This window comes from Janthinobacterium sp. PSRC1-1 (assembly GCF_049897525.1).
Classification (GTDB): Bacteria; Pseudomonadota; Gammaproteobacteria; order Burkholderiales; family Burkholderiaceae_D; genus Janthinobacterium; species Janthinobacterium tructae.
The window spans coordinates 468,778-485,844 of record NZ_JAFCWK010000001.1 but is presented as its reverse complement, the minus strand read 5'-3'; the positions used below and the strand labels follow the sequence as shown (position 1 = coordinate 485,844).

Sequence of the window (17,067 nt, the reverse complement as noted above, 5' to 3'; positions counted from 1 at the left end):
GCGCCTGCGTGCAAGCCAACGCCCCGCGCCGCCATGCCGTCAAGACCCTGGCCCTGCTGCTGGCCTGCGGCGCCTCGCTGTATGCGTTCGAACGCCGCAGCCCATGGCGCGGCTGGACGGCCGATTACCGCACGGCCGTCAACCAGCGCCGCGTCGTGACCCTCGCTGACGGCACGCAGCTCACGCTCAACACCAGCAGCGCCGTGAATATCGTTTACGACGGCGCGCAGCGCCGCATTCAACTGCTGGCAGGCGAGATCTTCATCGCCACCGGCAAGGATGCGGCACAACGTCCGTTCTTCGTCGATACGCCGCACGGCAGCCTGCAGGCGCTGGGCACGCGTTTCACCGTGCGCCTGCACGAGCAATACGCCAGCGCCGGCGTGCTCGAAGGCGCCGTCGCCGTGCTGGCCGATGATGGCGCACAGCGCCTGCTGCTGCGGCCAGGCGAAGGCGCGCATTTCGACGGCACGGGTGCTCACCGCCAGGCGCTGGCGCCGTATGGCGGCGCCTGGCTCGACGGCATGCTGGTGGCGCGCGACATGCGCCTGGCCGATTTCCTCGCCGAGCTGTCGCGCTACAGCGACCATCCGCTGGCCTGTACCCCCGCCGTCGCCGGCCTGCGCGTGTCCGGTTCCTACCCGCTGGCCGATGTGGGCGCCATCCTCGACGCCGTGTGCGCCAGCCTGCAACTGCGGCGCAATACCGTCACGCGCTTCTGGGGCCATCAAGTCGTCAGGGTCGAACTGGCGGCGCACTGAAAAATATTTTCTGCAAAGTGAGCTGTTTCGCCGTGCTCGCGTGACTTGGTAGACAGGCAGTCTCCATCTTGCGCATCCACGAAAGGTTTTATTCCATGCATCACGCTTCGCGTTCCCTCCTTACCCGCACCGTCCTGGCCTGCGCCCTGTCGCAGATCGGCATGGCCCTGGCCCTGCCGGCATCAGCCCAGGAGCAAACCCGGCAAGTGCGCGCCTACAGCATTCCGGCCGGCGCGCTCGGTGACGTGCTGACGCGCTTCGGCAGCGACAGCGCCATTTTATTGTCGTTCTCCAGCGAGTCCACGCAGGGCTTGCGCAGCGCCGGCCTGCAAGGCAGCTACAGCCTGCAGGAGGGCTTCCGCCTGCTGCTGGCCGGCAGCGGCCTGCAAGCCGTGCCGCAATCGAATGGCGGCTACCTGCTGCAAAGGATCCCCGCCAGCGCCAGCACACCCACGGCCGACAGCCGTGGCGTGGCCGTCATGAGCGGCGTCACCGTGGTGGCGGCGGCCGAGCGCAACGCCGCCACCAGCGGCACGGGCAGCTATACGGGCGGCCCCGCCAGCGGCGCCACGGGCCTGGCCCTGACGCAGCGCGAAACGCCGCAATCGCTGACCATCGTCACGCGCCAGCAGATGGATGACCAGAACAGCAACGCCGTTTCCGACGTCATGAAAAACGTCAATGGCGTGAGCGTGCAAAACTATGACAGCGACCGCTGGAGCTTCCAGGCGCGCGGCTTTGCCGTCACCAATTTCCAGTATGACGGCGTGTCGGCCATCTATGACGGCGTCTACGACTGGGGCACGACGAACAGCGACATGGCCATCTACGACCGCATCGAAGTGCTGAAGGGCGCGACGGGCCTGATGAGCGGTTCGGGCGATCCGTCGGCCACCGTCAACATGGTGCGCAAGCGCCCCACCGCCAGCTTTGAAGGCTCGGCCACCGTGGGCGCGGGATCGTGGGACAACTACCGCGCCGAAGCCGATATCTCCGGCCCCCTGAACGACAGCCGCACGCTGCGCGGCCGCCTGGTGGGCGCCTACCAGGACAAGCACTCCTACCTGGACCGCTACACGCAGCAAAAATCCGTCGCCTACGGCATCGTCGAGGCGGACCTGACACAAGTCACCCTGCTGACGGCCGGTTTCACGCACCAGGATTACAAACCGCGCGGCTCGACCTGGACGGGTTTCCCCGTGCTGTTCTCCGACGGTTCGCGCACGGATTTTCCCACCGCGTGGAATCCGGCCACGGACTGGAGCCGCCGCGACATGCAGAACACCACGCTGTTCACGTCGCTCGAACACAGCTTCGCCAACGAGTGGAAATTGGCATTGAGCGCCAACCAGCTGCGCAGCAAGCATGACAGCGTGCTCGGGTCGGCCAGCGGCGGCAATCCCGACCCTGTCACAGGCGCAGGCGCGTTTTACTACATGGGAAAATACAAGGGGGACCGCCGCCAGAACACCGTCAACGTGGACGCCAGCGGGCCATTCACGGCCTTCGGCCGCCGGCATGAAGCGATGCTCGGCTATTCCAGTTCGACGGCCAAGCAGGACGGTCCCGTCTACGAATCGGTCTACCCGCCCGTCGAAGGCAGTTATTTCGACTGGCGCGGCCAGTACGCGGAACCGGCGTTCAAGCGCCTGGGCAACGACAACGACAGCACGCGCCAGAGCGGCCTGTATGGCGCCGTGCGCCTGCATCCCGTCGATGCGCTGTCCGTCATCGTCGGTGCGCGCGTCAGCAACTACACGCAGGAGCAGGACCGCACTTTCTTCGACCCCAAGACCGCGCGCATCACCTCGCGCATCGAGGAAAACAACGTCATCACACCGTATGCGGGCGTCGTGTATGACCTCGACAAGACCTATTCCGTGTTCGGCAGCTACACCAGCATCTTCGCGCCGCAGAGTAACCGCGACGTGCACCGCAACTTTCTGTCGCCCGTGCGCGGCAAGGGTGTGGAAGCGGGCGTGAAGGCAGAATATTTGGATGGCAAGGTCAATGCCAGCGCGTCCCTGTTCCAGATCCGTCAAAGCAACGTGGCAAGTTCTGTGGGCGAAGTCAACGGCGAAGAAGCGTATACAGCCATCGATGGCGTCACCAGCCGCGGCGTGGAAATGGAAGTGACGGGCGAAGTGATGAAGGATGTGAAGCTGAGCGCCGGCTACACCTACACCCATGTGCGCGACGCGGATGGCAAGGATGTGTTTTCCACCATGCTGCAAACCACCCAGCCAGCCCACCTGGTACGCGTGCAAGGCAGCTGGCGCCTGCCGGCCAGCCTGGACAAGCTGACCGTCGGCGGCGGCATCAACTGGCAAAGCAGCTACTACGGCAATATCTGGAATCCCGCCATCGAGGATTATTCACGCATCAAGCAGGGCGGCTATGCGTTGCTCAACCTGATGGCGCGCTACGAGATCAGCAAGAACGTCACGGCCAGCCTCAACGTGAACAACCTGCTGGACAAGAAGTACTTCACGGGACTGGGCCTGTTCCAGACGGGCTTCTACGGCGAACCGCGCAATGTGATGTTCACCGTGCGCACGAAGTTTTAACGCGAAGTTCCAGCTAAGCGCCGTACAGCGCCAGCGCCCAGGCTGGCGGGCGCAATTCCAGCGCCAACGGCAGGTAAGCGGGGTCGAAGCGCGCCGCCAGCAGGTACACATTGGCGGCGCCCCTGGTCTCCCAGTTCCCCGTAAAACCCTTTTCGCCGGCCGCCACGCGCTTGCGGTCGAAGGGCACGGCGCTTTTCGCGAACTCCTCGTGCGTCTTTCGGCCCTGCGCATACGGCGCCAGCCAGGCCAGCGCCTCGGCCAGGCGCCGCGCTTCCGGCGCACCATACCAGTCGTCGCCATGCGCCTGCGCCATCAGGGCAGTCGTCAGCAGCGGCTCCAGGCTGTAGGTGGTGTAATGCAGGGCGTCGCGCTGCTCGAAGTCGAAGGGCACGCCGCCGGCGCCGATATTGCGCGGCACGTGCGCCAGGAAGCGCTCCTTCGCGCGCGCGATCAGCAAGGCGTCGCCCGTGACATACGCGGCGGCCGTGCCGATCTTGATGCGGTGGCTATGCCAGTTGTTGCGCGCCGTGGACGGGCCGCCTACCTTGATGGGATCACTCAGATACCCTTGCGCCAGGGTGCGGCAAAATGCCTGCACCTGCTCGCGCTCAACGCCGGTCAAGCGCTCCTGTACCAGGTCAAAGCCGATCAGCAGGCTGGCCAGCTCCGTCTCGTCGACGGGACTGAACGATGGCTGATAAGTACCGCTCCAGGCCAGCAGCAGCTGGCGCGCCGCTTCGAAATGCGCCATCTCGCCCGATAATCTCCAGGCCAGCGCCTGCAGGCGCACCTGGCGCCAGTCCTCCTGCGCCTGCTGGCTGGCCTCGCGTCCGCCCTCTCCCTTCAGCAAGCCGCCCGTGCGCACTTCGGCCATCAGGTGCACGGGCCGCGCCGCATCCTTGCGCGCCGCCTTGAGCACCTGCTCGGCAATGGACGGCGCCACCCGCGCCTTGAGCGTGCGCGCGCGCGCGGCGGACGTCAGCGCAAACGGCAGCGCCCCCTCATGCGGGCGCGGCGCCGCGCGCAAGCCTGTCAGGGGCAGCGCCAGCAGGCCGGCCAGCACAGTGCGCCGGCGGATCAGATGCGTACTCAAAACCGCGTCTCCCGCGCCGCGCGCAAAAAGTTATCGAGGATGGGCGTGCAATCGAGCAGTTCGACGCCGCCCGCCGAATGGAATTCCGGGTGCCACTGCAAGCCCATGACGAAGCGCGCCCGCTGGTAGCGGATGGCTTCGACGATATTGTCGCCCTGCGAATACGCTTCCACGGTGACGTCGCGCCCCAGGTCCTTGACCGACTGGTGGTGGATGGAATTGACGAGCGCCTCGCCTGCCTTCGGGAACATGCCCGCCAGCGACGAGCCTTTCGGGAAGACGATGGTGTGGCGGTGGCGGTCATACAGGTCATTGACGTGGGAAGTCGCGCCTTCCACGTCCGAAGCGATGTCCTGGTACAGGGTGCCGCCAAAGCCCACGTTGATCAGTTGGCAGCCGCGGCAAATTCCCAGCACGGGTTTGCCCGCGTCGACGAATTCGTGCAGCAGTTCCAGTTCGTACAGATCGCGCGCGCGGTCGCCGCTCCATTCGGGCCGCGTGGCCGCCTCGGAATACGTCTGCGGCGAGACGTCGGCGCCGCCCTGCAGCACCAGGCCGTCCAGGTGGCGCGCATAGTGGCGCAAGGTGATATTGCTCGGGTGTAGCTGGCCGCTGGTATTGACGGTCGGGATCATGAACACCAGCACATCGCGCGACATGACCCACTGCGCGATCGACTCTTCCAAGTATTGCAGGTTCTTGCTGCGCAGGCCAGTGGCGCCCGGCTCCGGGTGGAAAATGCGCGCCGAGATGCCGATGCGCAGCGTGCGCCGCATGAAATCGCGGCTGGCCTTGTCGCGCATGGAGCGGTAGCGCGACGAGATCACGCGCCAGGCCAGCGCCAGCGGCGTGTCGTTATCCTTCAGGTAGCGGGGCGCCGCGTCGCGCGCATGGTGCTCATCATCGGGCGCCCGGCGGCCCACGCGGTCCGGCCTTGACGGCGCTGGCGCTGACGCAGCCGGATCGATGGAAGGGGGAAGCTGGGGATCTTTTTCGTCTGACATGGCGGAGCTGACTGAAAGCGGAGACGTTTTCAATATAAACCCCTGCCTCCCAAAGCACGATTCAATTTTGTAACAAAAGCACATGCGCGGCGCATCCACGCAACACGCCGGCAGTAACACTGCATACAGTCCGTTTACACCAAAGGCCCCGCTTTTTAGAGAATCTTTACGCCCCCGCTGCTAATCTTGAACGTACCTCAACCACCGCTGCAAAGCCACCATGGAACCCCATTCACGCCTGCAAACGCATCCAGCGCATCAAGCACTGCCCCACCGCCATCCCCGTTTGCCCACCTTCCTCATGCATATCACGGTCGACAAGTCCTGCCTGGCCGAGCTGCGCCAGCTGGTCGTCAAGACGTGCGGCGGCATGCTGTCGTTCATGCGCGTCGAGGCGGTCGACCACGCCGAACGCATGAAGGTCTGGCTGTGCGTGACGGAACCGGCCCTGCGCCTGACCATGGATGCCGTCATGCGCCTGCTGCCGGCGGCGGAGTTTGGCCGCATCAGCCAGGGGAAATCGCTATGAACCAGTATGCCTGCGACCAGGCGATGTCTTCCTCGCGCATCACCGCCCACTTCCAGGGCATCTGGGTGCCGATGGTCACGCCATTGCGTGACGGCGAGATCGACTTCGACGCCGCCCAGCAACTGGCCTGCGAGCTGGCCGCCAGCGGCGTCGATGGCCTGGTGGTGTGCGGCACCACGGGCGAAGCGGCCATGCTGAGCGCCGCCGAACAGACCATGCTGCTCGATAGCGTGCTCGAAGCCGTCGGCCCCCGCTTCCCCGTCGTGATGGGTGTCGGCGGCAGCGATACGCGCAGCGTCGTCGCCACGGTGCAGCGCTACAACGACCATCCGCTGGCCGGCCTGCTGGTCTCGGCACCCGCGTATGTGCGCCCGTCGCAGGACGGTATCGTGCGCCACTTCCAGGCCATCGCCGCCGCCACCGACCAGTCCATCGTGCTGTACAACGTCCCGGCGCGCACGGGCGTCAATCTCGAACCGCAAACGGCCGCGCTGCTGGCGCGCGACTCGCACTTCGTCGCCATCAAGGAAGCGGGCGGCAAGCTGCAGCAGCTGGGCGAACTGCTGCTCGCCACGCGGCTGGATGTGCTGTGCGGCGACGATGCGCTGCTGCTGGCCAGCCTGTCCATGGGCGGCCACGGCGCCATGTCGGCCGCCGCCCAGGTGCGGCCCGACCTGTATGCGCAGTTGTACCACCTCGTCAGGCAGGGCCGCCACGGCGCCGCCGGCGCCCTGTTCAAGGCCATGCTGCCCGTCATCCGCCTGCTGTTTGCCGAACCCAATCCCGCTCCCGTGAAGGCGGCGCTGGCCATGCAGGGCAAGGTGCGCGACGAGCTGCGCCTGCCGATGACGCCCATGTCCGCCGCCGGCCAGGCCGCCCTGGCCGCGGCACTCGAACCGCTGATGGAACTGCCTGTATGGACCGCCAGCGACAGGGATGCACCGCGCGAAGGCTGTCTGCTGCAGCTGGTCTCCCCCGCCAACATCATGCCAGCCGTGCGCCAAGATGATCATCGCCATCACGGATGAACGCGGGGGTATGGAGAAATCCATCCTGGCCGGACGGCTGGCCGCCTCGCGCGCGCTGGCCGGACGCAAGGTATTGCTGCTCGATGCCGATCCGCGCCAGGGCGCCATGGCGCAGGCGAGGAATATGCACGACGGCGCCATGCACGGCAGCCTGACGCGGCCGCGCCTGATGGCGCGCGCCATCAGCGCCAAGGGCCTGCAGCCGGAGCTCGAGCACCTGGTGCACTGTTACCACGACATCGTCATCGACAGCGAAGGCCGCGACTCGATGGGCAGCCGTTCGGCCCTGATCGCCGCGCGCGTGCTGGTGGTGCCGCTCGACGGCGTCGTCGATGGCGCCGCGCAGGCTGGCCTGGCGCGCCGCATTGCGCACGCGCGCAGCGTCAACCCGGGCCTGCGCGTGCTGCTGGCAACGGACGCGCAAGCGGCGCCCGCCCATGCGCTGGCCGCACAGATTCCGGCCGCCCGCGTGGTGGGACTGGGACAGCTGTATTGCGCCGTTTTCAACCTGCCAGCGTAAGTACGCAAAAAAGGCGGCGCATGCGCCGCCGCTCCTTTCAGTCAACTCAGTCCATTAAAACGTCTTGCTGACCGTCAGCTGCAGCGCCGTCTTGCCCATGAATTTGCCATTCACGGGCGACGCATAGGCCGACTTGCCCGCGTTCGTGCCGATCACGGCCAGCGCGCCTGTCACGACACCAAAGTCGCGCGTGACGCCCACTTTCCAGTCCGTGTAGCTCGATGCATCATTGTTTTTGACCTTCTGGTGGCCCGCGTGCAGGTTGCCGGTCCAGCCGTTCGTCAGGTCGATATTCGCGCCGATGTCCAGGTAAGCGCTGTTCTTGCTGTTGACGATACCGAACAGGTTGGAGACGGCGTGCGAATACTTGACGTAGGCGGGGCCATACGACAGCTGGCCGTAGACTTCCTGCGTGTCCGCGTTGGCCAGGCCGGCGATATGCTTCAAGCCATTGTCCGCATACACATACGCCAGCACGCCCACGTCGTAGCCGATATCGGTCGTCAGCTGGCCGCGCTTGCCTGCATACAGGTCCACTTCCACGTCACCGCTGCCGCCCGCATCCTTGGTCCACTTGATGGTGGAGGCCCAGGCGCCCGCATACAGGCCGGTCGGATTGTTGACGTAGTCGACGCCGCCCTGCAGCGCAGGTTTCAAGCGCGTCTGCGAAATGCCGCGATAACGGTAGTCGGACACGCCGGCCACGTTGAAGCTGACTTCGTTGTCGGGCTTGACCTCTTCCGCGTGGGCCAGGCTGCCAGTAAAGGCGGTCGCGACGGCAAGTGCAAGTAGCATTTTATTCATGGTTTTTTCTTCTTCATGGGTGGTATGGGCCTTTGCCAACATGGCGCAGCTGGCCCGCCGCTGCAAAAAAATAGGGTAAAGCGTCCCCCTGGCGCGCGCGGCGCCTGTTTTCCAACAGGGGATGGACAGGTGTTAGAGCGGCAGCAGCAGCCGGTAGCCGACGGCCGTTTCCGTCAGCAGGTGCTGCGGCTGGGCCGGATCGGCTTCCAGCTTCTGGCGCAGATGCCCCATGTAGATGCGCAGGTAATGGCCGTTTTCGCTGTTCGACGGCCCCCACACTTCGCGCAGCAGCTGCGGATTGGTGACCACCCTGCCCGCGTTCTTCACGAGCACCGAGAGCAGGCGAAATTCCGTCGGCGTCATGTGCACCAGCTGCTTGTTGCGCGTCACCAGGCGGTCCTTCAGGTCGACGCGCACGTCGCCAAACTGCACCACGCCATCATCGCTGGCGGCGGGCTGGCGCTGGCGGCGCAAGGTGGCCCGTACGCGGGCCAGCAGCTCGCCCACGCCGAACGGCTTGGTGAGATAGTCGTCGGCGCCCGCATCGAGCGCGCGGATCTTGTCCTCTTCGTCGACCCGCGCCGACAGCACGATGATGGGCACGGCCGACCATTTGCGGATGTCGGCAATGAAGTCGATGCCGTCGCCGTCGGGCAGGCCCAGATCCAGCACGATCAGGTCGGGCCGGCGCGTGCCCGCATCGATCAGGCCCCGCTGCATGGTGGCCGATTCAAAAATCTGCCAGCCCTCGTCTTCCAGCGCGGCGCGCACGAAACGGCGGATTTGCGGCTCATCCTCGACCAGCAAGGCGGTAGCGGAAGGTTCGTTCATGATGGTTTTCCTGTTTCATGGTCGTTGGCGTCATCGAGCTCGATCTCTGGCGGCGCCGGGGGCGTGCCCAGCGGCAGACTGAAGACGATGGCAGCGCCCTGTCCCGGCGTGTGCGGCTGCGCGTGGATGGTGCCGCCGTGGGCTTCGACGATGGCGCGGCAAATGGCCAGCCCCAGTCCGACGCCCGGCTTGTTCGATTCGCGCTCGCCGCGCGTGAATTTTTCAAAGATGGCTTCTTCGCGGCCGGGCGGCAAGCCCGGGCCATTGTCAGCCACCGTCACCTGCAGGAACTGGCCGTGCACCCCGGCCGCGACCGTGATGGTGCTGCCGGGCGGCGTGTACTTGGCCGCGTTTTCCAGCAGGTTGCACAGCACACGCTCGATTAGCACGGCGTCGTAGCGCACCAGCGGCAAATCCGGCGCCAGCTGCGTCTGCACGGCATGCTGCTGCAATTGCGGGCCGCTGGCGCGCAGCGCGCTGCCCACCACTTCTTCCAGCGCCTGCCATTGCAGATTCAGGCGCACCTGCCCGCTTTCGATGCGCGCCATGTCCAGCAAGTTCGCCACCAGGGCGCTCATGCGCACGGTTTCGGACTGCAGCGAGCGCGCCATGTCCAGCTGCGCGGGCGACAAGGCAGGCCGCGACAGGGCCAGCGATTCGGCCAGTCCCACCAGCGACGTCAATGGTGTGCGCAAGTCGTGCGACAGGGCCGCCAGCAGCGAATTGCGCAGCCGCTCGGACTCCATCTGCAGCAGCGCGCCCTGGGCCACGTCGATGTAGTGCACGCGTTCAAGGGCGATGGCCGCCAGGGCGGCAAAGGTATCGAGGTGCTGGCGCTGTTCCGGCACCAGCAGCCAGCGCCCGTGCTGGGCAGCCTCCAGCGGCAACAGCGCCAGCACGCCCCGCGTGCGCATCGGCGCGATCAGCGGCAGGTAGAAAATGGGCGAAGCCGGCAAGGTATCCGTGCCCGTTCCCGCCGCCTGCGCATGGTCGAAGGCCCACTGCGCGATGCCGATGTCGAGCGGCTCGCCGCCGTTCGGCGTCTGCAAGCTGCCTTCGTCATCAGGCAAAAGCAAGGTGGCGCGCGCGCGGAAAGCCCGCTCGATGGCGCTTTTCGTGATGTCGAAAATCTGCTCCGTCTGCAGCACCCCGGACAATTCACGCGAAAACTCGTACAGGGCGCGGGCACGCGCTTCACGGTGCGAGGCCACGCGCGCCTGGAAGCGCAGGCCGGCCGTCAGGTGGCCCGTGATCAGTCCCACCGCCAGCATCACGCCAAAGGTGATCACATACTGGAAATCGCCCACGGCAAACGAGAAACGCGGTGGCACGAAAATGAAATCGAAGCAGGCCACGCCCACCAGGCTGGCCAGCGCCGCCGGCCCGCGCCCCAGGCGCACGGCCACCAGCACCACCGTCAACAACGACAGCATGGCGATATTGGCCAGGTCCAGGTAGGGTTGCAGGGGCACCGAGGCGAGGGCCGTGGCCAGGCTGGCACCGGCGGCCAGAATGTAGCGCCAATGGCGCGATGACCGGCGCGGCGCCTGCGCATCGTCGCCCGCCGCGCGCCGGGGCGCCGCATCGGCTGGCGGCAAGCCGACCTCGATCAAATCGATATCGGGCGCCAGACTGGCCATGCGCGCGGCCGGCGGCGCATGCCACAGGCGCGCCAGTACATTGGCTCGGCCACGGCCACGGCCCACGATGACTTTCGAGATATTCGCATTGCGCGCATACTCGACCACGGCGCCGGCGATGTCGGCGGACGGCACAATGGCCGTGCGCGCGCCCAGGTCTTGCGCCAGTTTCAAGGTTTTCAGGATGCGTTCACGCTCGCGTGCCGGCAGGCGCTGCAGGCGCGGCGTTTCCACGTACAGGGCGTGCCATTCCGCATTCAGCTGGCTGGCCAGGCGCGCCGTGCTGCGGATCACGTGTTCGCCCCCGGCGTGCGGTCCCACGCAGGCCAGCAGCGCGGCGCCCGTCTTCCACACGGGATTGATGGATTTCTCGACGCGGTAGGCTTGCACGTCGTCCTGCACCCTGTCCGCCGTGCGGCGCAAGGCCAGTTCGCGCAAGGCGATCAGGTTACCCTTGCGGAAAAAATGCTGGGACGCCCGCTCGGCCTGCTGCGGCTGGTATACCTTGCCCTGCTTCAGGCGACGCAGCAGTTCGTCGGCCGGGATATCGACCAGCACCACTTCATCGGCGCGGTCGAACACCGTGTCGGGCAGGGTTTCGGCCACGCGCACGCCGGTAATTCCCCCCACCACGTCGTTCAGGCTTTCCAGGTGCTGCACATTCACGGTCGACAGCACATCGATGCCGGCCGCCAGCAATTCCTCGACATCCTGCCAGCGCTTCGGATGGCGCGATCCGGCCACGTTCGAATGGGCCAGTTCATCCATCAGTATCAGCGCCGGCGCGCGCCGCAGCGCTTCGTCCAGGTCGAACTCGAACAAGGTCTTGCCCCGGTACTCGATGGCCTTCAGGGGCAGCACGGGCAAGCCGTCCAGCTGGGCCGCCGTATCCTGGCGCCCATGCGTCTCCACCACGCCCACCAGCAAGTCCTGGCCATCGGCCAGCAGTTTGCGGGCGGCGGCCAGCATCGCATAGGTCTTGCCGACGCCGGCCGAGGCGCCGAAATAAATGCGCAGCCGGCCGCGCGCGGCTTTCTTTTCCTGCGCCTGCACTTGCGCCAGCAGGGCATCAGGGTCGGGGCGTTGGCTGTCGTTGGGGAGCATGTTGTATTTTAATCTTCTTGGAGCATTGTAGGTCGGATTAGCGCGTCCGAAGGGCGCGCGTAATCCGACGACATTGTTGGCCTGGCCGGTGGTGATGTCGGCTTACGCTGCGCTAAGCCGACCTACGCCGACCTACGCCGGCGAACCAACCGTTGCCAGCTTACTTTGCCATGGCATCGAGCGCCAGATTCAGTTCCAGCACATTCACGCGCGGTTCGCCGAAAAAGCCGATATACGCGGTTTTCTGCACCTTGGCGATGGCGTTTTCCACCTGCGCCAGCGGCACTGCGCGCACGCGTGCCACGCGCGGCGCCTGGTACAGGGCTGCCGCCAGGCTGATTTCCGGGTCCAGGCCGCTGCTCGACGCCGTCACCAGGTCGACGGGAATGGCGCGCGTATTGCCGGGATCAGCTTCCTTCAGGGCGGCGATGCGCGCCTTGACGGCGTCCACCAGGGCCGGATTGGTCGGCCCCTGGTTCGAGCCGCCCGAGCCGGCGCCGTTATTGGCCATCGGCGCGGTGGCCGATGGCCGGCCCCAGAAATACTTGGGCGAGGTGAAGGACTGGCCGATCAGCATCGAGCCGACGGGCTTGCCACCACGCTCGACGATGCTGCCGTTGACTTCATCGTTGAAAGCCAGCTGCCCGATGCCGGCCGTGGCAAACGGATAGACGACGCCGCAGATCACGGTCAGCGCGGCAAACAGGACCAGGGCGGGACGTACGATAGTGCTCATGATGGTTCCTTTAGACTAAATTGAGTGCGGACAGCAGCATGTCGATCAGCTTGATCCCGATGAAGGGCAGGATGATGCCGCCCAGGCCGTAGATCAGCAGATTGCGACGCAACAGGCTGGCCGCGCCGATGGCCCGGTACTGCACGCCTTTTAACGCCAGCGGGATCAGCACGACGATGATCAAGGCATTGAAGATCACGGCCGACATGATGGCCGACGCCGGGCTGGACAAGTGCATGATGTCGAGCGCCTTCAACTGCGGATAGGTGCCCACGAACGCCGCCGGGATGATGGCGAAGTACTTGGCGATGTCATTCGAGATCGAGAACGTCGTCAGCGAACCGCGCGTCATCAGCATCTGCTTGCCGATTTCAACGATTTCCAGCAGCTTGGTCGGATTCGAATCGAGGTCGACCATATTGCCCGCCTCTTTCGCCGCCTGCGTGCCCGAGTTCATGGCCACGGCCACGTCGGCCTGCGCCAGCGCCGGTGCGTCGTTGGTGCCGTCGCCCGTCATCGCCACCAGGCGGCCTTCGGACTGGTAGCTGCGAATCAGTTTCAGCTTGTCTTCCGGCGTCGCTTCGGCGAGGAAATCGTCCACGCCCGCTTCGGCGGCGATGGCCGCTGCCGTCAGCTTGTTGTCGCCCGTGATCATCACGGTCTTGATGCCCATGCGGCGCAATTCCGCGAAGCGCTCCTTGATGCCGCCCTTGACGATATCCTTCAGCTCCACGGCACCCATGACGCGGCCGTCATCGACCACCACCAGCGGCGTGCTGCCGCGGCGCGCGATATCGTCGACGGCGCGCCCCACTTCGGCCGGATACGGCTGGCCCAGCGCTTCCACGTACTTCTTCATGGAGTCGGCCGCGCCCTTGCGCAGCTGGCGCACCTGCTGCTCGCTCGCGATATCCACGCCGCTCATGCGCGTTTGCGCCGTGAAGGGTACGAAGGTGGCGTGCAGGCTGGCCATCTCGCGTTCGCGGATATTGAACTTCTGCTTGGCCAGCACGACGATGCTGCGCCCTTCCGGCGTTTCATCGGCCAGCGAGGCCAGTTGCGCCGCATCGGCCAGCTGCTGCTCCGTCACGCCGGGGGCCGGCACGAAGCTGGAAGCCTGGCGGTTGCCCAGGGTGATGGTGCCGGTTTTGTCGAGCAACAGCACGTCCACGTCACCGGCCGCTTCCACGGCGCGGCCCGAGGTGGCGATCACGTTGGCCTGCATCATGCGGCTCATGCCGGCCACGCCGATGGCGGACAGCAAACCGCCGATGGTGGTCGGAATCAGGCACACCAGCAGCGCGATCAGCACCGTGATCGTCACTGGCGTGCCACTACCGGCCGCCGCAACGGAAAACAGCGAGTACGGCAGCAAGGTCACGGTGACGATCAGGAAGACGATCGACAGCGCCACGAGCAGGATCGTCAGGGCGATCTCGTTCGGCGTCTTCTGGCGCTTGGCGCCTTCGACCATGGCGATCATGCGGTCGATGAAGGCTTCGCCCGGGTTGACGGACACGCGCACCAGCAGCCAGTCCGACAGCACGCGGGTGCCGCCCGTGACGGCGGAAAAGTCGCCGCCCGATTCGCGGATCACCGGCGCCGATTCGCCCGTGATGGCGCTTTCGTCGACGGAGGCCACGCCGGCCGTCACTTCGCCGTCGGCGGGAATCACGTCACCCGCCTCGACCAGCACCGTCATGCCCTTGCGCAGGTCGGTCGCTGGCGTGGGCAGCCAGGAGGTGCCGTACTTCGGCGTTTGCATTTTCTTTGCCATCACCGTTTGTTTGAGGGCGCGCAGCGAGGCCGCCTGCGCCTTGCTGCGGCCTTCGGCCAGCGCTTCGGCAAAGTTCGCGAACAGCACGGTAAACCACAGCCACACGGCGACGGCGATGATGAAGCCGAACGGCGCTTCACCCTGGCCATTCAGGGCCTGGATGGCCAGCAGGGTCGTGATGATGCTGCCGACATAGACGACGAACATCACGGGGCTGCGCCACTGCGTGCGGGGGTCAAGCTTTTTGAACGCATCGACGATGGCGGGGCCAATCAATGCGGAATCGAACAAGGTCAGGCTTGTGCGTGACATTTTATTTAGCCTTTGGTGAAAAGTTGCAGGTGTTCGACGATCGGGCCCAAGGCCAGCGCGGGAACGTAATTGAGCACGCCGACGAGTACGACGACGCCGATCAGCAGGCCGATGAACATGGGGCCGTGCGTGGGCATGGTGCCGGCATTGGCCGACAGGCGCTGCTTGGCCGCCAGCGAACCGGCCACTGCCAGCACGGGCACGATCACGCCGAAGCGGCCGAACCACATGGCGATCGCCAGCATCACGTTGTAGAACGGCGTGTTGGCGGACAGGCCGGCAAACGCGCTGCCGTTGTTGTTGGCCGCCGACGTGAAGGCATACAGGATCTCCGAGAAACCGTGCGCGCCCGGATTGGCCACGCCGATCTTGCCCGGTTCGACCATCACGGCGATCGCCGTGCCCGTCAATACCAGGGCAGGCGTAATCAGGATGGCCAGCGACACCATCTTCATTTCATAGGCCTGGATTTTCTTGCCCAGGTATTCAGGCGTGCGGCCTATCATCAGGCCGGCGATGAAGACGGCCAGGATGGCGAACATCAGCATGCCGTACAGGCCTGTGCCCACGCCGCCGAAAATCACTTCGCCGAATTGCATCAGCAGCAGCGGCACCATGCCGCCCAGGGGCATGTAGGAGTCGTGCATGGAATTGACTGCACCGCAGGATGCCCCCGTCGTCACCGCCGCGAACAGGGTCGAGGAGCTGATGCCGAAGCGCGTTTCCTTGCCTTCCATATTGCCGCCCGATTGCAGGCTGCTGGCCTGCTGGTCCACGCCCAAGGCTTGCAAGGCGGGATTGGCTTGCTGCTCGGCGCTCATCACGCCGACCGTCATGACGACGAAGATCAGGGTCATCGCTGCCAGCACGGCCCAGCCCTGACGCAGGTCACCCACCATGCGGCCAAAGGTGAAGCACAGGCCGGCGGGAATGATGAAAATGGCCAGCATCTGCAGGAAGTTCGACAACACGGTCGGGTTTTCATAGGGATGCGAGGAATTGGCATTGAAGAAACCGCCGCCATTCGTGCCCAGCAGCTTGATCGATTCCTGCGACGCGACGGGGCCCATGGCGATCGTCTGCGTGGTTGCCACTTGCGCTTCCATCACAGGCTTGCCGGCCGTATCGAGCACGGGCTGGCCGTCGGCCGTCACTTTCGGCGTTTCATACGCCACGTGGTCGAGCAGGGTCACTTCCTTGTAGGCGGAAAAATTCTGGATCATGCCTTCGCCCATGAAGACGACGGACAGGGCCAGCGACAGCGGCAGCAGGATGTACAGCGTGGAGCGCACCAGGTCGACCCAGAAATTGCCGATCGATTTGCCCGAGCGCGAGGCGAAACCGCGCACCAGCGCGAAGATCACGGCGATGCCGGTGGCCGCCGAAAAGAAGTTCTGGCATGCCATGCCCAGCATCTGGGTCAGGTAGCTCATGGTCTGCTCGCCGCCGTAGCCCTGCCAGTTGGTATTGGCGACGAAGCTGACGGTGGTATTGAACGAGGAATCGGGGCTGACCGCGCCCAGGCCCTGTGGATTGAGGGGCAAGAAGCCCTGCAGGCGCTGCAGGCCGTACACGAAGACGGCGCCCACCGTGTTAAACACGATCAGGGCGATGGCGTAGCTTTTCCAGCCCATGGCCTTGTCGGCAGGCAGACCGGACCAGCGGTACAGCAGGTTTTCACATTTTTGCAGCCAGCCCAGGCCACGCACGGGGCCGTCGCCGGCCACCCTGGCCATGTACAGACCCAGCGGATAGCCGGCGGCCAGCAGTACGGCCAGGAAGGCCACCAGCAGCAATATCGATTGCGTCGTCATCACAGTTCCTCCGCTTTCAGCAGCGCCACCAGCAGATACACGAGCAGGCCAGCCGAGACCACGGCGCCCAGCACATAAAACGCGTTCATTTGACGCTCCCTAATTTGTCGCAGGCGACGGCAAAGCCGGCCGCCACGACGAAAAAAACGGCAATCAAGCCGAGATACACGATATCCATTCCCACCCTCATTCAGGTTTGTTTTGATAGTGAGCAGATTAGCCAAAAGGGTCTAAAAAATTCGTAAAGACTGGGGAGGTGCTTGTAAACAAGATGTAAAAACGGCGGCTTTGCCGCATAAAATCGTCCACAATGGGCGCCAAACCACGCGCGCGGCGCACTGTTGTTGCCCTGGAGTAGCGCTATTGCTCGCTGGACAAGATAGAATGCGCGAGCGTCCGCACAAGGACGCCAAGCCTGCCGCACTGCCCTCTGCCAGTGACGCTGGACGGAATATACTGTATATTCATACAGTTATCGCCGCCGTTGTCACTGCGTCCCGCAGTGCCCCGGCCTGGCGTTCCAACCACTGTCTTTACTTAGCTTGAA

The 17,067-nt window shown here is 65.1% G+C and carries 14 protein-coding genes; 5 read left to right on the top strand and 9 right to left on the bottom strand.

The window, feature by feature from the left end; all coding sequences use genetic code 11:
* Window positions 1-8: 8 nt before the first annotated feature.
* Entirely contained in the window at window positions 9-761 is a 753-nt protein-coding gene (locus ACP7DW_RS02190; RefSeq protein ID WP_426053918.1) for a FecR family protein, read from the top strand.
* A 95-nt stretch (window positions 762-856) separates the two neighbouring features.
* Window positions 857-3,328: a TonB-dependent siderophore receptor gene (locus ACP7DW_RS02185; RefSeq protein WP_426053588.1), complete on the top strand. Its 2,472-nt coding sequence runs from the start codon at window positions 857-859 to the stop codon at window positions 3,326-3,328.
* 13 nt (window positions 3,329-3,341) lie between these two features.
* Here the strand turns inward: ACP7DW_RS02185 and ACP7DW_RS02180 are convergent, their stop codons facing one another.
* Both ACP7DW_RS02180 and ACP7DW_RS02175 read right to left on the bottom strand, forming a co-directional pair.
* Window positions 3,342-4,421, bottom strand: coding sequence for an alginate lyase family protein (locus ACP7DW_RS02180; protein ID WP_426053589.1), 1,080 nt, complete (start codon window positions 4,419-4,421; stop codon window positions 3,342-3,344).
* The gene (locus ACP7DW_RS02175; protein WP_426053590.1) at window positions 4,418-5,425 is read right to left on the bottom strand and encodes a gamma-glutamyl-gamma-aminobutyrate hydrolase family protein; all 1,008 of its coding nucleotides are present in this window, start codon (window positions 5,423-5,425) and stop codon (window positions 4,418-4,420) included. The genes ACP7DW_RS02180 and ACP7DW_RS02175 overlap by 4 nt, the downstream gene beginning before the upstream one ends.
* 220 nt (window positions 5,426-5,645) lie before the next feature.
* Between ACP7DW_RS02175 and ACP7DW_RS02170 the strand changes: the two genes are divergently transcribed.
* Genes ACP7DW_RS02170 through ACP7DW_RS02160 form a run of 3 tightly spaced genes read left to right on the top strand, consistent with a single transcriptional unit; the run spans window position 5,646 to window position 7,502 of the window.
* The gene (locus tag ACP7DW_RS02170) at window positions 5,646-5,954 is read left to right on the top strand and encodes a hypothetical protein (RefSeq protein ID WP_426053591.1); all 309 of its coding nucleotides are present in this window, start codon (window positions 5,646-5,648) and stop codon (window positions 5,952-5,954) included.
* Window positions 5,951-6,982 (top strand): 4-hydroxy-tetrahydrodipicolinate synthase, encoded by a 1,032-nt coding sequence (dapA, locus tag ACP7DW_RS02165; RefSeq protein WP_426053592.1) that lies wholly within the window; start codon window positions 5,951-5,953, stop codon window positions 6,980-6,982. Before ACP7DW_RS02170 ends, dapA begins: the two co-directional genes overlap by 4 nt.
* A 10-nt stretch (window positions 6,983-6,992) precedes the next feature.
* A complete protein-coding gene (locus ACP7DW_RS02160; protein ID WP_253192700.1) occupies window positions 6,993-7,502 on the top strand; it encodes a cobyrinic acid ac-diamide synthase in 510 nt (169 codons plus the stop codon).
* 54 nt (window positions 7,503-7,556) lie between these two features.
* Here ACP7DW_RS02160 and ACP7DW_RS02155 read toward each other — a convergent pair whose 3' ends face one another.
* The 7 genes from ACP7DW_RS02155 to kdpF form a co-directional block, all read right to left on the bottom strand.
* Entirely contained in the window at window positions 7,557-8,306 is a 750-nt protein-coding gene (locus ACP7DW_RS02155; protein WP_426053593.1) for a TorF family putative porin, read from the bottom strand.
* Between the two features lie 132 nt (window positions 8,307-8,438).
* A complete protein-coding gene (kdpE, locus tag ACP7DW_RS02150; protein WP_096237871.1) occupies window positions 8,439-9,137 on the bottom strand; it encodes a two-component system response regulator KdpE in 699 nt (232 codons plus the stop codon).
* Entirely contained in the window at window positions 9,134-11,881 is a 2,748-nt protein-coding gene (locus ACP7DW_RS02145; RefSeq protein ID WP_426053594.1) for a DUF4118 domain-containing protein, read from the bottom strand. Before ACP7DW_RS02145 ends, kdpE begins: the two co-directional genes overlap by 4 nt.
* Window positions 11,882-12,041: 160 nt before the next feature.
* Window positions 12,042-12,617, bottom strand: a complete 576-nt coding sequence (gene kdpC / locus ACP7DW_RS02140) for a potassium-transporting ATPase subunit KdpC (RefSeq protein WP_071075472.1) — start codon at window positions 12,615-12,617, stop codon at window positions 12,042-12,044.
* 10 nt (window positions 12,618-12,627) lie between these two features.
* Window positions 12,628-14,706: a potassium-transporting ATPase subunit KdpB gene (gene kdpB / locus ACP7DW_RS02135; RefSeq protein ID WP_426053595.1), complete on the bottom strand. Its 2,079-nt coding sequence runs from the start codon at window positions 14,704-14,706 to the stop codon at window positions 12,628-12,630.
* A 5-nt stretch (window positions 14,707-14,711) separates the two neighbouring features.
* Window positions 14,712-16,520 (bottom strand): potassium-transporting ATPase subunit KdpA, encoded by a 1,809-nt coding sequence (kdpA, locus tag ACP7DW_RS02130; protein ID WP_426053596.1) that lies wholly within the window; start codon window positions 16,518-16,520, stop codon window positions 14,712-14,714.
* Window positions 16,520-16,609, bottom strand: a complete 90-nt coding sequence (gene kdpF, locus ACP7DW_RS02125) for a K(+)-transporting ATPase subunit F (RefSeq protein ID WP_034746483.1) — start codon at window positions 16,607-16,609, stop codon at window positions 16,520-16,522. The genes kdpA and kdpF overlap by 1 nt, the downstream gene beginning before the upstream one ends.
* Between the last annotated feature and the right edge of the window lie 458 nt (window positions 16,610-17,067).